Annotated in this window: 20 protein-coding genes; 10 read left to right on the top strand and 10 right to left on the bottom strand. The window is 54.4% G+C overall.

The window, feature by feature from the left end:
* Positions 1-24 precede the first annotated feature (24 nt).
* The gene (locus AABZ39_13105) at positions 25-1050 is read right to left on the bottom strand and encodes a LacI family DNA-binding transcriptional regulator (protein MEK6795712.1); all 1026 of its coding nucleotides are present in this window, start codon (positions 1048-1050) and stop codon (positions 25-27) included.
* 94 nt (positions 1051-1144) lie between these two features.
* Here AABZ39_13105 and AABZ39_13100 point away from each other — a divergent pair, with 94 nt between their 5' ends.
* Genes AABZ39_13100 through AABZ39_13085 form a run of 4 tightly spaced genes read left to right on the top strand, consistent with a single transcriptional unit; the run spans position 1145 to position 4341 of the window.
* Positions 1145-1822 carry a histidine phosphatase family protein gene (locus AABZ39_13100; GenBank protein MEK6795711.1) on the top strand — a complete coding sequence of 226 codons (678 nt, stop codon included), beginning with the start codon at positions 1145-1147 and terminating at the stop codon, positions 1820-1822.
* A complete protein-coding gene (locus AABZ39_13095) occupies positions 1822-2721 on the top strand; it encodes an MBL fold metallo-hydrolase (protein MEK6795710.1) in 900 nt (299 codons plus the stop codon). Before AABZ39_13100 ends, AABZ39_13095 begins: the two co-directional genes overlap by 1 nt.
* 24 nt (positions 2722-2745) lie before the next feature.
* Complete coding sequence (locus AABZ39_13090; GenBank protein MEK6795709.1) at positions 2746-3972, top strand: NPCBM/NEW2 domain-containing protein; 1227 nt, start codon at positions 2746-2748, stop codon at positions 3970-3972.
* Between the two features lie 12 nt (positions 3973-3984).
* A complete protein-coding gene (locus tag AABZ39_13085) occupies positions 3985-4341 on the top strand; it encodes a hypothetical protein (protein ID MEK6795708.1) in 357 nt (118 codons plus the stop codon).
* A 171-nt stretch (positions 4342-4512) separates the two neighbouring features.
* On the opposite strand, the gene AABZ39_13080 is transcribed toward AABZ39_13085, so the two are convergent.
* From AABZ39_13080 to lexA, 3 genes are all read right to left on the bottom strand, one after another.
* Positions 4513-4641 (bottom strand): hypothetical protein, encoded by a 129-nt coding sequence (locus AABZ39_13080; GenBank protein ID MEK6795707.1) that lies wholly within the window; start codon positions 4639-4641, stop codon positions 4513-4515.
* Positions 4642-4733: 92 nt separating this feature from the next.
* On the bottom strand, positions 4734-4991 hold the full coding sequence (locus AABZ39_13075; protein ID MEK6795706.1) for a hypothetical protein: 258 nt from the start codon (positions 4989-4991) through the stop codon (positions 4734-4736).
* Between the two features lie 15 nt (positions 4992-5006).
* The gene (lexA, locus tag AABZ39_13070) at positions 5007-5639 is read right to left on the bottom strand and encodes a transcriptional repressor LexA (protein MEK6795705.1); all 633 of its coding nucleotides are present in this window, start codon (positions 5637-5639) and stop codon (positions 5007-5009) included.
* A 302-nt stretch (positions 5640-5941) separates the two neighbouring features.
* Between lexA and AABZ39_13065 the strand changes: the two genes are divergently transcribed.
* Together AABZ39_13065 and AABZ39_13060 are read left to right on the top strand one after the other, a co-directional pair.
* Positions 5942-7303, top strand: coding sequence for an ammonium transporter (locus tag AABZ39_13065; GenBank protein ID MEK6795704.1), 1362 nt, complete (start codon positions 5942-5944; stop codon positions 7301-7303).
* Positions 7304-7322: 19 nt separating this feature from the next.
* Positions 7323-7661, top strand: a complete 339-nt coding sequence (locus AABZ39_13060) for a P-II family nitrogen regulator (protein MEK6795703.1) — start codon at positions 7323-7325, stop codon at positions 7659-7661.
* Positions 7662-7779: 118 nt separating this feature from the next.
* On the opposite strand, the gene AABZ39_13055 is transcribed toward AABZ39_13060, so the two are convergent.
* The gene (locus tag AABZ39_13055) at positions 7780-7983 is read right to left on the bottom strand and encodes a sigma factor-like helix-turn-helix DNA-binding protein (GenBank protein MEK6795702.1); all 204 of its coding nucleotides are present in this window, start codon (positions 7981-7983) and stop codon (positions 7780-7782) included.
* A 45-nt stretch (positions 7984-8028) separates the two neighbouring features.
* On the opposite strand from AABZ39_13055, the gene AABZ39_13050 reads away from it, so the two are divergent.
* Positions 8029-8160, top strand: coding sequence for a hypothetical protein (locus AABZ39_13050; GenBank protein ID MEK6795701.1), 132 nt, complete (start codon positions 8029-8031; stop codon positions 8158-8160).
* 229 nt (positions 8161-8389) lie between these two features.
* The gene (locus AABZ39_13045; protein MEK6795700.1) at positions 8390-9679 is read left to right on the top strand and encodes a Gfo/Idh/MocA family oxidoreductase; all 1290 of its coding nucleotides are present in this window, start codon (positions 8390-8392) and stop codon (positions 9677-9679) included.
* A 152-nt stretch (positions 9680-9831) separates the two neighbouring features.
* Here the strand turns inward: AABZ39_13045 and AABZ39_13040 are convergent, their stop codons facing one another.
* Complete coding sequence (locus tag AABZ39_13040; GenBank protein MEK6795699.1) at positions 9832-11484, bottom strand: hypothetical protein; 1653 nt, start codon at positions 11482-11484, stop codon at positions 9832-9834.
* 168 nt (positions 11485-11652) lie between these two features.
* Here AABZ39_13040 and ptsP point away from each other — a divergent pair, with 168 nt between their 5' ends.
* A complete protein-coding gene (ptsP, locus tag AABZ39_13035) occupies positions 11653-13467 on the top strand; it encodes a phosphoenolpyruvate--protein phosphotransferase (GenBank protein MEK6795698.1) in 1815 nt (604 codons plus the stop codon).
* 5 nt (positions 13468-13472) lie between these two features.
* On the top strand, positions 13473-14318 hold the full coding sequence (locus AABZ39_13030; GenBank protein ID MEK6795697.1) for an AraC family transcriptional regulator: 846 nt from the start codon (positions 13473-13475) through the stop codon (positions 14316-14318).
* Between the two features lie 145 nt (positions 14319-14463).
* On the opposite strand, the gene tsaE is transcribed toward AABZ39_13030, so the two are convergent.
* From tsaE to AABZ39_13010, 4 genes are all read right to left on the bottom strand, one after another.
* Positions 14464-14880 (bottom strand): tRNA (adenosine(37)-N6)-threonylcarbamoyltransferase complex ATPase subunit type 1 TsaE, encoded by a 417-nt coding sequence (gene tsaE, locus AABZ39_13025; GenBank protein ID MEK6795696.1) that lies wholly within the window; start codon positions 14878-14880, stop codon positions 14464-14466.
* Positions 14881-14897: 17 nt separating this feature from the next.
* Complete coding sequence (locus AABZ39_13020; GenBank protein MEK6795695.1) at positions 14898-15818, bottom strand: dihydroorotate dehydrogenase; 921 nt, start codon at positions 15816-15818, stop codon at positions 14898-14900.
* Positions 15819-15825: 7 nt separating this feature from the next.
* Complete coding sequence (locus tag AABZ39_13015; protein ID MEK6795694.1) at positions 15826-16035, bottom strand: DUF4160 domain-containing protein; 210 nt, start codon at positions 16033-16035, stop codon at positions 15826-15828.
* Between the two features lie 227 nt (positions 16036-16262).
* A complete protein-coding gene (locus AABZ39_13010; protein MEK6795693.1) occupies positions 16263-16418 on the bottom strand; it encodes a hypothetical protein in 156 nt (51 codons plus the stop codon).
* Between the last annotated feature and the right edge of the window lie 66 nt (positions 16419-16484).

Here is a 16484-nt window from a genome sequence, read left to right as displayed (position 1 = left end):
CCGATAGCTATGCCGTTCGTTCAGCTATGAGCGTGCGTTCGATATCGTTTCACCGTGGTCGAACCCGGCTGGCAGTACAGCGCTCGGCACCGGTTTTCCGGCGGCAATTTTCCTGAGCAGCATGCAGCCAGCCTGTTCGCCGGCAGCGTATCTGTCGTACGGGGCACCGCCGGGGATGAGCGCCCCGCCGGTCGTGATGCGTTCATTGCGGTCGAATACGGCGATGGAAATATCCTTCGGTACGGAACGCCCGATGGTCTGTGCCGCCATGATGATGCGCGGTATGACCGAATCTCCAAGCGTTACCACTGCGGTACTGTCCATCGATGACAGCTGCGATGCAACGGTGCCGATGTCGTACCCCGTCATGATGTTCTCTTTAAGACCGCGCGAGGCGGTCACATCGCGGTAGGATTCATACCGAGCCGCGTAGCTGAAATGCGATTCACCGCCGCTCGTGTAGCGCTTCCAGGCGGTAACGCTCCCGGCATGGAATGCGATCCGTGTATGACCAAGCGAGATGAGCTCTTCGACCAAGCGCCGCGCGATCGTCCGCTCATTGCGGTCAATGCTGTCCGTTTCGGAAAAGAGACCGCAGTCCCAGAATATCATCGGGATGTCGATGCGAGAAAGCATTGACGTAAGGCGCTCACCGTAGCCGGCATGGATGATCAGTCCGTCGAATATCCGGTCACGCAAGAGTGCCGGCAGCTCTTCGCCCCCGAGCTCTTTCATTTCAACGAGCATGGTATGATAGCTCTGCTTATAAAGCTCATGGCTGAGCCCGAGCAGGAACGGGTACTCATTATAATGCTGCACCTGCCCATCTGATGCATCGCTCAGCACAACGAAGCCGATGATGCGCGAGCGATTGAGCACAAGGGACTGCGCCGCTCGGCTCGGCTTATAGTTCATTGCGGCGGCGGTCTTTTTTATCCGTGCAACAAGTTTCTGGTCGTAGAGATCGCCGCGATCTCTATTGAGAATATGCGATACGGTGTTGATAGAAACACCGCATTTCTCCGCAATATCCTTAAGACGTATATTCATATGTTAGCGTTAATATAAATGAAATTATATCCTTTGTCAACTTGACTATTTCTTCTATGACATTATATTGTGTTAACGTTAATATGGAGCGCATATGCTAACCTTGGTATTCATTCGACACGCCGATCCCGATTACAAGAACGACACGATAACCGAGCGCGGCCATGCGCAGGCGAAAGCGCTCGGCGATGCGCTCACCGACACCCGTATCGATTCGATATACTGCTCGCCTCTCGGACGCGCGCAGGCGACGATGCGTTATGTCGCAGAACGCAAAGGGATGACATCGACGACGCTTGAGTGGCTTCGTGAACTTGACGGCTGCTACGGAAAGAACGAAGCGGGAGAGGGGCTGTGGGCGTGGAATCAGCATGGTGTCGACGCTTTCGCGAAAGGCGCTATAACGATGGAGAACTGGAAGGGGCTGGTCCCGTATGGCGAGAAGATGACCGATGTTTCTGCGAAACAGTACAGCGCATTCGATGATTTTCTTGCATCACGAGGCATGCACCGCGACGGCGTCCGGTATCGCATCGATACACACAATGATGAGGTGATATCATTTTTCTGCCATGAAGGTTTCATCAAAACGCTTCTGCCGCATCTTCTTCAGATACCGCTGCCGATAGTGTATTCCCAGTTTACGATCAATCCGTCGAGCAGGACGACGATAGTACTTGATGAGAAGAACGGATACGGCGTCTTCCATGCCAAAACCATCAATGATTGCTCGCATTATTACGATTGCGAGCAACTGACACGGGGGAAATGATGAAGCCGTTCACGCTAACCTGTTTTGAAACACCGAACACGGACCGCGGCGTAGGCCTTGCTCTCATGATTGAAACACCGGGCGGAAAGACGTGGCTCTACGACAGCGGCTGCGGATATCCGGCGGCCGGGGGCGGATGGGAAGGAAATTTCAACGCAGGGCGTGATATCATCGGCCCGTTCCTGAAAGAGAAGGGGATATCGAAACTTGACGGCATCATCGCAAGCCATGCGCATTACGACCACTTCGGCGGTTTTCTCTGGCTTGTCGATCAATTCCCGATAGACATGCTTATCGACAGTGGTTTTGATTTTTCCGGCGCTATGGATGCGAACTACTCCAAGGAGCTTGCTGATTATACCGCGCTCCGGAAACGGTTCCAGGCGAAAATGAATGCGTATCGTGCAGTTATCGCCGGCGACAGACTTGCGATCGATGACGCGCTTTCGATAGAGATCATCGCTCCCCCGAAAGGGTTCTTTCCGGACCCTCATCCTGAGAAGCGGCCGCCGAACGATCCTGCATCGCATTATCTCCTCAATTCGAACGCGGTGATACTGAAGATCACTCATGGGAATGTGTCATTCCTGCTTGGAGGCGACATTGAGAAGGAAGATCAGGTGGATCTCCTTCTGCCGTCCGTTACACTTGGAGCGTTGAAGTGCGATGTACTCATCGCGCCCGCTCACGGCATTCATGCGGCAAAAGAATTCGCGGAGGCGACACGGCCGTCGACCACCATTATCAGCATTTACGAACGATATGTGAATACGAACTGCCCAGGTCGAAAAGTCTATGCTGACGCAGGTTCGAATGTGTATGCAACGGGGATACACGGCAGGATCAGCGTTGTATCCGATGGGACAGGGTATTCAGTACATACGCAAAACAGCAAGTAGACGCGAAAGCGGTCCGGAGAACACATGGCGAACTATCCCAATCATCAGCGAATAACGAGAGCGGCGATATCGGTTCAGCCGGTATGGATACGCTCGCTGCTCGGAACACAGGCGAAACGTCTCGGCGATCACTATTGCCTTTACGGCGATCTTGTCGTAAGCGGGAAGCCCTCAGAGCGCAAAGTCATGGAACGATTCATGACAATGCCCGATGGTAAGCGTGCCGTCATGGGGCCGGCATCGCTGGATGAGCGGGAGAACTGCCGCGTATGGAACAAAGAGTTCTCATTCTGGTACGCCGCGATATCGGCCGCTATACGCCGGAAGAGGATGGCTGACGCAGCACAGTATCTCGGCGTAATTGCTCACGCACTCGGTGATACAACAGCGCTCGCGCATCCGCTTTCACACTCAGAGGGGCTGCGTATGGAGCTCATCAAGCGGCTGTTCCCGACAAATAAAAAGTACCGATACATGAGTCTCCATAATCTGCTTGAGAATCTGCCGACATCGTTCTCGATACGCGGCCACCGTCCGGTACTTCTCGGCGCATCCGCTGAGGAGGCTGCATTTTTCACCGCACAGGAAATGGTGCGTCTGACGACGCGAACGCTTGCAAAATTGCCCAACGCTATAAAAAAACTTTATGCAGACGATATCCCAGCGGTACAGCGTATTGCCGGTGATGCGTACGCTGACAGTGCGCGTATCTATGCCGACATCATGTATACCGCGTTCTCAATGGCATGCGGAAAGGCAGGGCGAGGCTCACTGCCGAAGACGGTATGTCTTGATCCGCTTGTGCCGTCCTCAATGAGCGGCTGGAGCCCGCATCCCTATTTTTTCAAGCCGCTGTACGATGCACCCTGTAATTTCGACCGGCGTATGGAGCCGTTCCCGCTCATGCTTCAGGCCGGTGCTCGGAAAAAGGAATATGCGCATGGTTTCGGTATGGGTGTGACATCATATATCGAATACAGCCTCCCGGCGGGGGTGTTCAGACGTTTCTCGTGCATTATCGGATTGAACGCGGGGCTTGCGGAACGCACGGCTGTTTCTGTCGCGGTCACTGACGGGAAACGTTCTCTATTCAAAAAGACGTTCCGGTCGGTACGTGATATCGAAGTCCTTGATATCGATCTTGCCGGCGTACGATCGCTTCGTTTCGAGACAACGGGTGCGGGGAAGTATGAGAAATTCGGTACCGTGGACGGTCATGTGGTTGTCGCAGACCCGGTGCTGATGAGGTGAAGGGGGACATCAATGAATATCAGAACTTGTGCTGCCATTTTTGCAGCAGGGATGCTGTGCGCTGCAGAAGGATCGTTCGTTGTGCTTTTTAATCATCCGTCAGCGGTGACCACGGGTGTCTCGGAAGATGTGGCGGCAAAATTTACCGCGAATGCAGGGCCGGAAACGAATCACGGACAGAATTCGGTGTTGAACCCATGGATACGAACCAATACCGTCTCGCTCATCCCAGTAAAACTTGCAACAATAGCGGAGCAGGTACTGCAGACTGACATGCTCGGCCGTAATGAACGTTCGCTGCGTGCTGAAAACGGATTTGTTACGCTTGCTGTCGGCGACGAACCGGTATATGTGATCGAACGCAAATAGCCGCATGGCTGACTCGGGGGGCTACGGTGTTTTTCCAAAGTGCGGCCGTTATGCTTTCCTCTTCAAGACTGAAGGGAAGAGTGTCTGTATCCTGGAAAGTGAGCGGGATGCGCCGGCCCATCGTTCGTGCTTCTTTTCGCCGGGCAGTATGTACGATCATGCGTTGCCCGTTCATACAGGCAGCTTTTCAAGCGCGACACATATCTTCGTAAGCTCCAGGTCAAGTATGTTCATGCGCGTCTCGATCATTTTCATTTCCTCGGATAATATCTTGATGTCTTCCGAACGCAGTGAATCCATGAATAACTCCTTCCTGATGGTGTGCAATATAATAATAAGGAGCGGGGCGGTTTTTAGATTTGGGAGGGATTGGTGGGACCGCCCCGCCCTTATTATTTGCCTGGTGAACCGAACGCCGTGACGAGTTCCGGCTTGTATTCGCCCGAACGTACGGCTATCTCGCGCCGTGCCACTGCCGTGCCGCGACAGATGGTGCATTCTTTCCTTCGCGCCACTTCGTAGGTAACGCGTATCTTACCGCCTACGAAATACGATGTTTTCCGCGTATTGTCCATGATGCGCGACATATGTTCGTGACAGAACAGGCACCGTGCTGTTTCCGCATTGAATGAATCCTTCGTGAGATACATGATGACTCCCTTTAATCAGCTTACGTTCAGTCGTATGACGGCTATGACCTTCCCTGCGATGGACACTTCCGGCGCACGTATCGGCTCATAGTCGTCGTTCTCCGGCTTAAGCGTAATGCCGTCCTTGCCGCGGAAGAATCGCTTTACGGTGACATCGTCTGAGCCGGTGCTTTCGTTGCGGTATGTTGCTACGACAATGTCCCCGTTATTGGCATCCTGTGCCGGTTTCACGAGGATATAGTCCCCTTCGGAGATATGCGCGTTTATCATGGAATCGCCCTTGACCTTCATGAGAAAAACGCCGTCTTCACGCGCGATGAATTTCGGGAAGAGGAAACGGTCTTCCACAGCCTCGGCGGCTATCATATTCTCGCCGGCGCGTACCATGCCGACGAGGGGCACATCGATGAGATCATCCGTGCTTTCGCTGACATGGGACAATACCTCAATGCCGCGAGCACGTCGCCCCGCCTTGCGTATATGACCTTTTTTTTCCAGCGCGCTCAGGTGGCTCGTAACCGCCGTAGGTGAGGCGAAGTTGAATTTCGTCATTATCTCCTGTACGGTGGGGGGATAGCCGTTATCCCGTGTGAAATCATTGATGAAATCGAGTATTTCCTGCTGTTTTTCGGTCAATTCTTCTGGCATACTGTACCTTTAGATACTGTTGTTAAATACACTGTATAAATATACAATAGAATCGATGTTTTGTCAAGTGGAAATCGTAATTTTTTTTATTACCGAAAAAGGAGAGAACAGCGGGTTGCAACCCGCTGTTCTCTATCGCGCGCATGCACCGTCTTTGTGCACGGAATATCGCGCTGACGGGCAAATGTTCATTAGATGAAATATGGAAAGCCATGCGCATGCATTCTGAAAGCAGCATCGAAGGTATTGTTGGCACACGGCTTGCAATCTTGTACTCGTCAATAAATCTACGGAGGTGCATCATGAAAAAGATGTTCATGCTCGCTGGTGTTATGCTTGCGGGCGCCGTCGGGGCCTTTGCGCAAAGTGCACCGACGATCAATTCCGGGGACACTGCATGGATACTCACGTCATCGGCACTGGTGCTGCTTATGACCGTGCCGGGCCTTGCATTGTTCTACGGCGGTCTCGTGCGGAAGAAGAATCTTCTGTCGACGATCTACTACAGCCTTGGATCGGCGCTCATCGTAAGCGTGCTCTGGGTGGCAGTCCAGTACTCGCTCGCGTTCGGCTCGTCGATCGGCGGCATTATCGGTAATGTGAACAAGGCGTTCATGGGCGGCGTCACCAAGGACTCGCTCACGTTCACGGTGCCTGAATTCGCGTTCTCGATGTTCCAGCTCATGTTCGCCATCATCACCGTCGGCCTTGTGTCGGGTGCCGTGGTGGAGCGGATAAAGTTCAGCGCGTGGGTGATATTCATCATCCTCTGGTCGCTTCTCGTCTATGCCCCGCTTGCGCATTGGGTATGGGGCGGCGGCTGGCTCTCGGGCGGCGCCGAAGGAACGAGCATCATCGGAAAGCTCTTTGGCGTGAAAGGATATTCGAACGCGCTCGACTTCGCAGGCGGCCTTGTAGTGCATACCTCATCCGGCGTATCGGCGCTGGTTGCAGCGATAGTGCTCGGCCCGCGTGTGCGGCACGGCAAGGATGTTCCGGTGCCCAACAGCATACCGTTCACCTTCATCGGTGCAGGACTGCTCTGGGTGGGCTGGTTCGGGTTCAACGGAGGGAGTGCGCTTGCTGCCAACGGTCTTGCGGCGAATGCGTTCCTTGTGACCAACACCGCGGCTGCGATGGCCGGTGTGACCTGGCTTGCGATAGAATGGATAATGCATAAGAAGCCCACGGTAGTCGGCGCATCGACCGGTCTTGTTGCGGGGCTTGTTGCGATAACCCCGGCGTCCGGTTTCGTCGATGTGCGTGCGGCGCTCGTGATAGGATTTGTCGTGAGCATTGTCTGCTATCTCTTTATCGCGGTGATAAAGAAGGCGCTCGGTTATGACGATGCACTCGATGCTTTCGGCGTACACGGTGTCGGTGGTATCTGGGGCGCTATTGCGACCGGTATATTCGCCAACCCGGCGATAGGGTTCTATTTTGACGGGACCACCCCGGCTGCGGGGCTCCTGTACGGGAATGTGAAGCAGCTTCTCATGCAGCTTACCTCGGTAGGCGCTGCGATAGTGTGGTCGGTGGTAGGTACGCTTCTCATCCTCGGCTTCATAAAGCTCATCAATGGGCTCCGTGTAGCGCCGCAGGAAGAGTTGTACGGGCTCGATCTTACCCTGCACGGCGAGAAGAGCAACGGGACGCTGCCGTAACGGCGCGAAGGAGTAGCATATGAAAAAGATAGAAGCGATACTGCGTCCGGAAAAGCTCGACGACGTGCTCGATAAGCTCGAAGAGCTCGGTTACTCGGGGCTTACCGTCGGCGCCGTCGAGGGACATGGGCGGCAGAAGGGCATCGTTGAGATGTTCCGCGGCAAGGAATACAATCTCAAGCTGATACCGAAGGTGAAGATAGAGATCGTCGCGAAGAACGGTTCAGTGGAGAAGATAGTGAATGCCATCGTCGAGACGGCGTACACCGGGAATGTCGGCGACGGGAAGTTATTCATACTCCCTGTCGATGACGCGGTGCGCGTGCGCACGAAGGAGCGCGGCGAAGGGGTCATCTGACGTCCGCGTACTGCATCGAAAGCAAAGGCCGCTTCCCATACGGGAGGCGGCTTTTTTGTTCGGCGTATCGCGGAGCTGCCTCATCGATGTCCGGTTCCGACGGCAGCTTTCATCGCCTTCACTCTCTGATATGCGCCCGCATGGCATGAATACCTTCAAGCGATCGGATCATCCGGAACGCCTCATTGAGGAGTTGCCGCACACGTTCCCGTGTGAGCGACATGAGCGTTCCCGTTTCCTCAAGACTGCGCGAGGGGCTGCCGTCAAGACCGAAGCGCAGCGTGACCGCCGTTCGCTGGCGCTCATTGAGGGAACTGAGCATACGTGCGACCGATCCCCTGAGGAGTGATATGAACGCCGCTTCCAGATGACAATGTCCGAATATTCTCCGTCACTTGTTTCGCTGTGCACGGTGTTCGGCGGTACGCAGATGATGCGCTGCGGCGCGAACGCAATGGCCGTGTCTCGTGCGGTGAGCGTACCGCTGCCCGAGAGATAGATATTAAACTGCCATGTCGGGTGCTCGTGCTCGGGGAAATGTTTCGTCACCGTATACGGCGCCGCTTTCATGAAAAGGGCCATGCTCGCAGTATAGGAAAAAAACGCCCGTTTGTCCATCCGGAGGGGGAGGACAGGTGTCACTTTCGTACAACGATGTCCTATTCATCCAAGACAGGATGGATATCCTGTGATATACTAACGGCATCGTTCTTGAAGAGGAGTTCTACATGGCACCCATACGCATCGGCCTTGTCGGCGTCGCCGGTTTCGGGGAATCGCATCTGAAATCGATAGCTTATTGCGAGGAAAAAGGCGTCGCGCGCCTTCTGGCCGCGGTGATACGCAACCCTGAAAAGGACGCCGCCCGGGAAGCCGAGCTCCGTGCCAGGGGTGTGCGCATCTACCGGAATTATGAGAAGATGTATCAGGACGAGATGGGCAAGCTCGATCTCATCGCCATTCCCTGCGGCATAGATCAGCATGAGGAATTATCGATACGCGCGCTTACGGCAGGATATCATGTGATGTGCGAGAAGCCCGCTGCCGGTACGGCCGCTGAAGTGGAGCGGATGAAGGCTGCCGCCGATGCCTCCGGGAACATACTCGCGATAGGTTATCAGAACATCTATTCGCCGTCGATACAGGCGGTCAAGAACGCCGTACTCGCAAAACGCTTCGGCAGGCTCATCAAGGCGAAGACCTATGTGCTCTGGCCGCGCTCGAGCGCGTACTATAAACGCAACGGATGGGCGGGGCATATTCGCTTCGCCGGTAAGGCGGTGCACGATTCGCCGATGCAGAACGCTGTCGCGCATTTTCTCAACAACATGCTCTATGTCGCCGGGAGGACGCATGACGCAAGCGCGAACCCCGTCTCCGTCTACATGGAGAATTATCGGATAAAAGAGATAGAATCCGCCGACACGCAGTTCATACGCGTCATCACCGATGCAAAGGTCCCCGTATCGTTCATCGCAAGCCATGCCTGCGCAGAGCAGTTCGGACCGGTGACGGAGTTCATCTGCGAGAAGGGGAAGATGGTCTGGACAGGGCAGAGCAAGGCGGACTTCTATCGCGCGAACGGCAAGGGATATGAACTCGTCGAGACCATCGATAATGGGAAGATACCGCTCCATCATCTCGTGTTCATGAACGTCTGCGAGGCGATAGAGAAAGGAACGAAGCCGCTCACCACGATAGCGAACGCCATGCAGCAGGTCATCTGTATCGATAATGGGTTCCGCTCATCGGGCGGTGTTGTCGTCGTCGATATGAAATACGGGAAGAAGCTGCCCATAGAAAAAGAGGCATACAATCCGAACCTTGATGTATCCAACGAGCACAATGCGGTCATCACCGGTATCGAGGATACGGTGAAGGCGATGTTCGATGAGGATAAGGGCTTTTTCGAGATGAAGCTCCCGTGGGCGAAGAAGAGCAGGACGATAGTGCTCGCAGCGAAAAAGGCGAAACCGGCCCCTGGGAAAAAACCGAAAGGGAAAAAGAGAAGACGTTGAGGGGAAATCAGGAAAGGAATATTTAACCACGGAGCTCACAGAGGGAAAGGCCGAGAAGACGTTGGGGCTACAATGAATATATTTTTTGTTGGCCGGGCAATGCTCAATTCTCCGTGTTCTCTGTGCCCTCTGTGGTTGCTCTTTCTTATGTGCTATTGCGCTCTGTTGATCCTGCGCTTGAGGAATTCGAAATTCGATATGCGTATATCCGGCACGCCTTCGTTCCCCGTGATGAGCCTGCCCTTCGAGTCGAATGACAGGAGCAGATGATTGCCGCGCAGGCTCAAGTCCTCTATCCCTGCAAGCGACAATCGCTCGCGGATTATTTCGATGCAGCGGCGGTATACCTCTTCGGTGATGACGCCTTTGCGGAGCGCCCGCAGCGCATCGATGCCTTCGTAGTAGTCATCATCGATGGCGGCGAGCTTCTCATCCGGTCCGTTCCAGTAGCCCCAGATGCTGATGTAGTCATGATGCTGCGTAAAGAGGGGGTTTCCGTCCGGCATGACGACAGGCGCATGGCTTTGATAGCGGCTCATATCGGACATGCCCTCGGGAATGGCGGTATGCGAACCGGCCATGTACACCGCCCGCGGATATATCGTGAATATCCCCTTCTCGGTCAGTTCGAGTGCGATGGATATTTCCTCGAACGGGCTGTTATACCCGTACTGCAGTATCTTGTTCTCTTCATCGATGGACGGGTCCATGTCGGGCTTCATGCCCGCATGCGACAGCTTCCAGACAATATGGATATTGTCCTTCGTGACCGTGTGATAGATCTCCCGCGTCATCGATATTTTTGTCTTCGGCGTGTTCTCCCATCGCTCCGGCAGAAAATAATCGAAAAGCAATGGATCTCGTCCGACCACCCAGAGCCGCCCCTCGGTGCTTTCCGCGTGACCGTAGACATAGTCCACGCCGAATATCGATACCTGCTTCAGATGCGGGTATGATGACAGGTCCGGCACGGTAGTAAACCGGTCGCGCTGGCGCTTGAGGTAGTTCTGCCGCTTCTGCCGCTTGATGACGGCGTCATTTTCGCTGGTGTGAGCGAGCAGTTCATAGTCGATGAGGGCGCGTACCGGCATCCCGGATGCGTCCCGTGTATATCCTTCCTTCTCATCCGGTTTCAATATGATGTGATGCGGTTTTCTGTCGCGTACGAGGAAACCGATGCCGCGGAGCATATCGTCCATTTCCACGGTGATCCGTTCCATTTCTTCCGCACTGATGATCTGTTTCTCGCACATGACGGCGGCGTCCATTCCGGGCAGCCACTGATAGATGACCGCGTAGGAGCGGTTCATGTCAAGGGCGATCTCCTTATGGGACGCTATTTTGTAATTCATCCGGTATTCTTCGCGGCCGCTCTGCCAGAGCTCGACGGTCTCCCGGGGTACGTAGATAGCGAGCGGTTTCTGCAGCGCGAGGTGAATGTCGTAGCAGCGGACGGCATCGCGTAACTCCATGACAAGCGAGAATTCCTCAAAGGGGCTGTTGAATTCGGCATTGGCAAGCTCGTTCATGTAGGTGTCCACGGGTACCGCCATGCCCATGCGGTTCCATTTGAGGACGATATCCGCGAATTGACCCTGCATATCCTTGGTGCGTACCTTATAGAGGCAGCTTGTACCGGATAGGCGTGTGGAATTGTTCTTGAACCATGCTTCATCGGTGAGGAAATTCCCCGGCATGAGAATATCCGCAAGGGGCATGCCGAATTCGGTCAGGTACATATCGGCATTATCGACCTTTCGATGATGATATTCGACGTTCAGTATCGTTGTTCTTTCATGTTCCATTGCCGGGCACCTTGACCGCTGAGAAACGTATTACGAATGCAAGTATAGGTGCAATGAGATGGACTGTCAAATCAGTGTCCCCTCTGTTCGTTCACCGGATATTGCAGCGTACTGCGCTTGTAAAAAAAGCGTCCTTGGATATAATGGAGGCCCGTTGTTTCGGGCAGTATGAAAGAAAAAGAGATAGAGTCAACGACATTCACCGGCACCGGCGCCAGCGCCGGCATCGTTATCGGGAAGGCATTTCTCTATCACAACGACAACATCGTCGTCGAGGTGTACGATATACCCGAATCGAAGGTAAAATCCGAGATACGCCGGCTTGAGACCGCCGTACGGGAATCGAAGGATGAGATACTATCGCTTAAGGGTAATTACGACAAGGACGTACAGAAGGACGTCACCGAGATACTCAAATCGCACATTCAGATCCTTGAAGATACGGTCGTATTGAACGAAGTCCGCGATGAGATAAAAAAGCAGCGCAAGAACGTCGATCACGTGTACAACGAGATCATGATGCGCTTCGTCTCGCGGCTCACGGCCATTGATAATCCCATCCTCAAGGACCGCGTCCACGACATCATGGACATACGCAACCGCGTGCTGCGCCACCTGATCAGGGACCGGGATATCGTTCAATCGCCGAAGCTCGACGAGCCGGTCATCGTCGTCGCGCATAATCTTACGCCGTCGGACACGCTGCACCTTGACAGGAATTTCGTGCTCGGATTCGCCGTCGATATCGGCGGCGACACATCGCACAGCGCCATACTCTCGCGTTCGCTCGGCATACCCGCCGTCGTCGGTCTTGTGAACATCAGCACCCATGTCAAGCAGGGTGATATGCTCATCCTCGACGGCATACACGGCGATGTGATAGTCAACCCGCCGGAGAGCATACTCCGCGAATACGAGACGATGCGCGAGATATTCACGCATTTCCAGAAAGAGCACATACGCCTTTCCGGCGTGCCCGCGGTGACCGTGGATAAACGCGTCATCAAGGTCGAGGCGAACATCGAGGACCCCGACGACGTCGCTGATGTGAAGAAATTCGGCGCCGAGGGCATCGGGCTTTACCGTACGGAATTCCTCTACATAAGCCGTGACCGCTACCCGAGCGAGGAAGAACAGTTCATCAATTACCGCAAGGTGATAGAGTCGTTCACCAAAGAGCCGGTCACGATACGCACCCTCGATCTCGGCGGCGATAAATTCATATCGGCCGATGTCGTTAATACGAACGTCGATGAGAACCCGTTCCTCGGCTGGCGTGCGATACGCTTCTGCCTCGCGAACCCGGAGATATTCCGTACGCAGCTGCGTGCGATACTCCGCGCATCGCATTTCGGGGCAACGAGCATCATGTTCCCCATGGTGAGCGGCGTCGATGAGCTCGAACAGGCGCTCGGCCATCTTGCTGCGGCGAAGGAAGAGCTTGCCGCACGCACTATCCCCTTCGACAGCGAGGTGAAGGTCGGCATCATGGTGGAGATACCGTCGGTGGCGATAATGTCGGAAAAGTTCGCGCATAAGGTCGACTTCTTCAGCATCGGGACGAACGATCTCATTCAATATACGCTCGCCTGCGACAGGACGAACGAAAAGATAAGCTATCTGTACGATCCGCTCAATCTTTCCGTGCTCTCGCTCATCAAGCGCACCGTTGAGAACGGGCATGCGGCGGGAATACCGGTGGCCGTCTGCGGCGAAATGGCGGGGCAGCCGCTCTATTCATGCGTGCTCGTCGGCCTCGATGTCGATGTCCTTTCCATGGCGCCGCCCGTGATACCGGACATGAAGCGCGTCATCCGCGGGCTGGATGCGGGCGAGTGCAGGGCGCTCGTCGAGAGGCTTTTCGCGTCCGAGCGTTCGTCCGATGCGAGGCGGCTCGTCATCGAGTTCATGCAGCAGAAATTCCCCGAGATCATTACGCGGGCGGTGAAGCCGGGCGAAACGGCGATCGCGCATGACCGGTGAGCGCCATGCGCCCGTCCGCCACTTTTCTTGACATCATTCATCCTGAGAACCTGAAGCTTACCCTTACCGCCAAGCCGTGCAAGCAGAGCCAGAACGCATCATGGCATATCAATAATCCTTCCGGGTACAAGGACTATGATCTCTTCGTCTGTTACGGCGGTGCGGCGGAATTCACGGCGAACGGCACGGTACATCTTCTTACGCCGGGGCATGCCTTCCTCGCTACACCGGGGATGTCGCTCTATACCGCGGTGCACGGCAGGGATAATTTCGAGGCCATCGCCCAGCATTTCGAGCTGAAACTGTTCGGCACCGTCGATTTCTTTTCGCTGATAAAATTCTCGCCGACAGCGAAATTCACGAATTGGGACTATGTGCGCGCGGCGTTCACGCGCTATGAGTCGCTCAATGAGAGCGAGGAAAAGAGCATACTGCAGCAGAGCCTTTTCTCATCGGTGCTCGCGGAGTACATCTATGATTCGTATCTCTCGGAGAACGAGACGGTCATCGATCATAATTACTTTTTCATCATCAAGATGATGAGCTATATCGACAGCCATCTGGCCGATGATAATGCCGTCGCCGAGGCGTTCTCGCTCTCGCCGTACGGATATGATTACACCGCGACGCTCTTCAAGAAATATGTCGGCGTAACGCCGAAGAAATACTTCCTTAACATGCGGCTGCGTCAGAGCAAGGACCTTCTCCTGCAGGGGTACAGCGTTCGCGAAGCGGCGATAAATTCGGGTTTCAAGGATGAGCTCTATTTCAGCCGTCTGTTCAAGAAGTACGAGCATGTATCGCCGAGCGAATATAAGCAGGCGGCAACATCGGATAAAGCGAGCGCGTGATCTCCTCTATAATACGTCCAGGGAGAAGACAGGATTACAGCGAAAAGCACGAAAGCCGTAGCGAGTATCTGCATTTTTTTGTGATTTTCGTTGTTTATTGATGGATTCTTGGTGTTCTACGCTTGGGGCGTTTCTATCGTCTGCGTTATTTCCGTTCGGGGATCACAAGGGACATTCGTCGTTCTTCCATCGATACGATATCGATCGTCAATTCCACGCATGGCGGCAGGATATGGCGTATCGTATCGCCCCATTCGATGAAGGTGATGCCCCGTATTGCTATTGATTCGCGCAGGCCGATGGAATCGAACGCGTCATCGCCGGAGAGGCGGTACACATCCACATGGCGCAGCGGCATGCGTTCGCCGCGGAAGGTCACCATGTATTCATTGAGTATCGTGAACGTAGGGCTTGCTGCTTCGCTGTCGGCATTGAGCAGCTCCGCCACCGCGCGCACGAGCGTCGTTTTTCCCGCACCGAGCGGGCCGATGAGAAGGATGATATCATCCGGTTCAATGAGCGACACGAGCTTCTCGGCGAATGCCGGCATCGCATCGAGCACAACAGACGCATCGATATTCATTTTTGGGAGTTGAGCGTAAGCCGCCCGGTGAGATCGGCGATGTTCTTCATGTTCTTCCCGTCGATGATGCGGTCCAGATCGCGGCATATCGTGTCGGGAAGGTTCGGGGTTATCATGGATGCGGTGCCGATGCTCACGGCAGTCGCCCCGGCGAGCATGAACTTCACCACGTCGTCGGCATTCGATACGCCGCCGCCGCCGATGATGGGTATGCTCACCGCTTTCGATGCTCGGTAGACAAGGCGAAGCGCAATGGGGCGTATCGCCGCGCCGGAAAGCCCTCCCTGGTTATTGCCGAGCATTGGCCGTTCGGTACGGATATCTATCTCCATGGCGGGGATGGTGTTGGTAAGCGATATGATGTCTGCGCCGGAATCGGCAGCGGTTTTTGCAAGCTCCTCGATGCCGAACACCGCCGGAGGGAGCTTGACGATGATGGTCTTCTTCGTAGCCTTTTTACATGAAGCGATCATCTTCTTCAATACTTCGTTATCCTCGAAGAAGAGTTTGTTCTTCCCGTGAACGTTCGGGCAGCTGACGTTCAGTTCGAATGCCGCTATCTCGCGGAAGCGTGTAAGACGCTTGACGACGGCCGCATATTCATCCGCGGTATCGCCGACGACATTGGCGATGAGCGGTACGCGGATCTTTTTCAGTTTCGGTATTATCGACTTTTCGAAATGGTCTATCCCTTCATTGGCAAGGCCTATCGCATTGAGCACGCCTGCCGGCGTTTCAACGATGCGCGGGGGCATATTCCCCGTGCGTTTTTTCATCGACACCGCTTTGAGCGCTATGGCGCCCACGTTCTTCTGATCGAAAAAATCGCTTATTTCGCCGTGACCGGCCGTACCGGAAGCGAGGATTATCGGTTTTTTGAGCTCGATATCGCCGAGCGCGATTTTCAGATTCGCCATTGGGGGATTATATCATGGCAAAGTCGCATCTGCAACCGAAGTAATTGAAATTGTCCAATTCGGCATGGAGCGTACCGACAAGAACATCACCGCTTTGAATCGCATACGCTGCAACCTGTCCCTGATAATCGGCGTGAATATGCGGCACATGAGGCTTCTCGTCATCGCGAAAGAACATACGGATCAGTAAGCCGTAGAACATAGGAATTGTCGGCATGCAACAATTCCTCCCGTAGTATTGCTTGCGTCTACCATATCTCGAAACATTTTACAAGGAAATGACAGGGATTCGGCGGGTGGTGTACTGGCGGGCATGGAAGGGATGACGGCCTTGCAGGCAAGCTCCTGCCCGTTACTGAACAACCGGAAGTGTCAGGCCAGGAAGAAGTCAATTACGTTAGCGCATTAGACGATGCATGGATGGACGGGCGTAAAGAAGTGCAACTAGAGAATAGGCGCCCGGCGGTCAATGCCGCGTACATTATCACGGTCCTCGCAGAACATCCTGGTCACTTTTTCCACGCATTCCTCGTACTGTTGGTGCGAGAGCAAGCGCGAGGCCAAGTCATCGGCGAGCATTCGAAGCATGAGGTAGAACATGTGTATCCTCCTGTCATAGGGGATCGTTCTCTTTGATTATCGGTGTTTCATGCCGTGAGGGAAAGT

It is taken from the genome of Spirochaetota bacterium (assembly GCA_038043445.1).
Taxonomy (GTDB): Bacteria; Spirochaetota; Brachyspiria; order Brachyspirales; family JACRPF01; genus JBBTBY01.
The sequence above is the reverse complement of the archived record's forward strand: the minus strand, read 5'-3'. Positions and strand labels throughout refer to the sequence as shown.

Coding starts and splice junctions, on each gene's coding strand:
- AABZ39_13065 (MEK6795704.1), top strand. CDS start 5,942: ATGAAAAAGATGTTCATGCTCGCTGGTGTTATGCTTGCGGGCGCCGTC.
- AABZ39_13095 (MEK6795710.1), top strand. CDS start 1,822: ATGAAGCCGTTCACGCTAACCTGTTTTGAAACACCGAACACGGACCGC.
- AABZ39_13050 (MEK6795701.1), top strand. CDS start 8,029: ATGACAATGTCCGAATATTCTCCGTCACTTGTTTCGCTGTGCACGGTG.
- AABZ39_13090 (MEK6795709.1), top strand. CDS start 2,746: ATGGCGAACTATCCCAATCATCAGCGAATAACGAGAGCGGCGATATCG.
- AABZ39_13060 (MEK6795703.1), top strand. CDS start 7,323: ATGAAAAAGATAGAAGCGATACTGCGTCCGGAAAAGCTCGACGACGTG.
- AABZ39_13075 (MEK6795706.1), bottom strand. CDS start 4,991: ATGTATCTCACGAAGGATTCATTCAATGCGGAAACAGCACGGTGCCTG.
- AABZ39_13015 (MEK6795694.1), bottom strand. CDS start 16,035: ATGCCGACAATTCCTATGTTCTACGGCTTACTGATCCGTATGTTCTTT.
- ptsP (MEK6795698.1), top strand. CDS start 11,653: ATGAAAGAAAAAGAGATAGAGTCAACGACATTCACCGGCACCGGCGCC.
- AABZ39_13030 (MEK6795697.1), top strand. CDS start 13,473: ATGCGCCCGTCCGCCACTTTTCTTGACATCATTCATCCTGAGAACCTG.
- AABZ39_13045 (MEK6795700.1), top strand. CDS start 8,390: ATGGCACCCATACGCATCGGCCTTGTCGGCGTCGCCGGTTTCGGGGAA.
- AABZ39_13100 (MEK6795711.1), top strand. CDS start 1,145: ATGCTAACCTTGGTATTCATTCGACACGCCGATCCCGATTACAAGAAC.
- AABZ39_13010 (MEK6795693.1), bottom strand. CDS start 16,418: ATGTTCTACCTCATGCTTCGAATGCTCGCCGATGACTTGGCCTCGCGC.
- AABZ39_13080 (MEK6795707.1), bottom strand. CDS start 4,641: ATGGATTCACTGCGTTCGGAAGACATCAAGATATTATCCGAGGAAATG.
- AABZ39_13055 (MEK6795702.1), bottom strand. CDS start 7,983: ATGCTCAGTTCCCTCAATGAGCGCCAGCGAACGGCGGTCACGCTGCGC.
- AABZ39_13105 (MEK6795712.1), bottom strand. CDS start 1,050: ATGAATATACGTCTTAAGGATATTGCGGAGAAATGCGGTGTTTCTATC.
- lexA (MEK6795705.1), bottom strand. CDS start 5,639: ATGCCAGAAGAATTGACCGAAAAACAGCAGGAAATACTCGATTTCATC.
- AABZ39_13040 (MEK6795699.1), bottom strand. CDS start 11,484: ATGGAACATGAAAGAACAACGATACTGAACGTCGAATATCATCATCGA.
- AABZ39_13085 (MEK6795708.1), top strand. CDS start 3,985: ATGAATATCAGAACTTGTGCTGCCATTTTTGCAGCAGGGATGCTGTGC.
- AABZ39_13020 (MEK6795695.1), bottom strand. CDS start 15,818: ATGGCGAATCTGAAAATCGCGCTCGGCGATATCGAGCTCAAAAAACCG.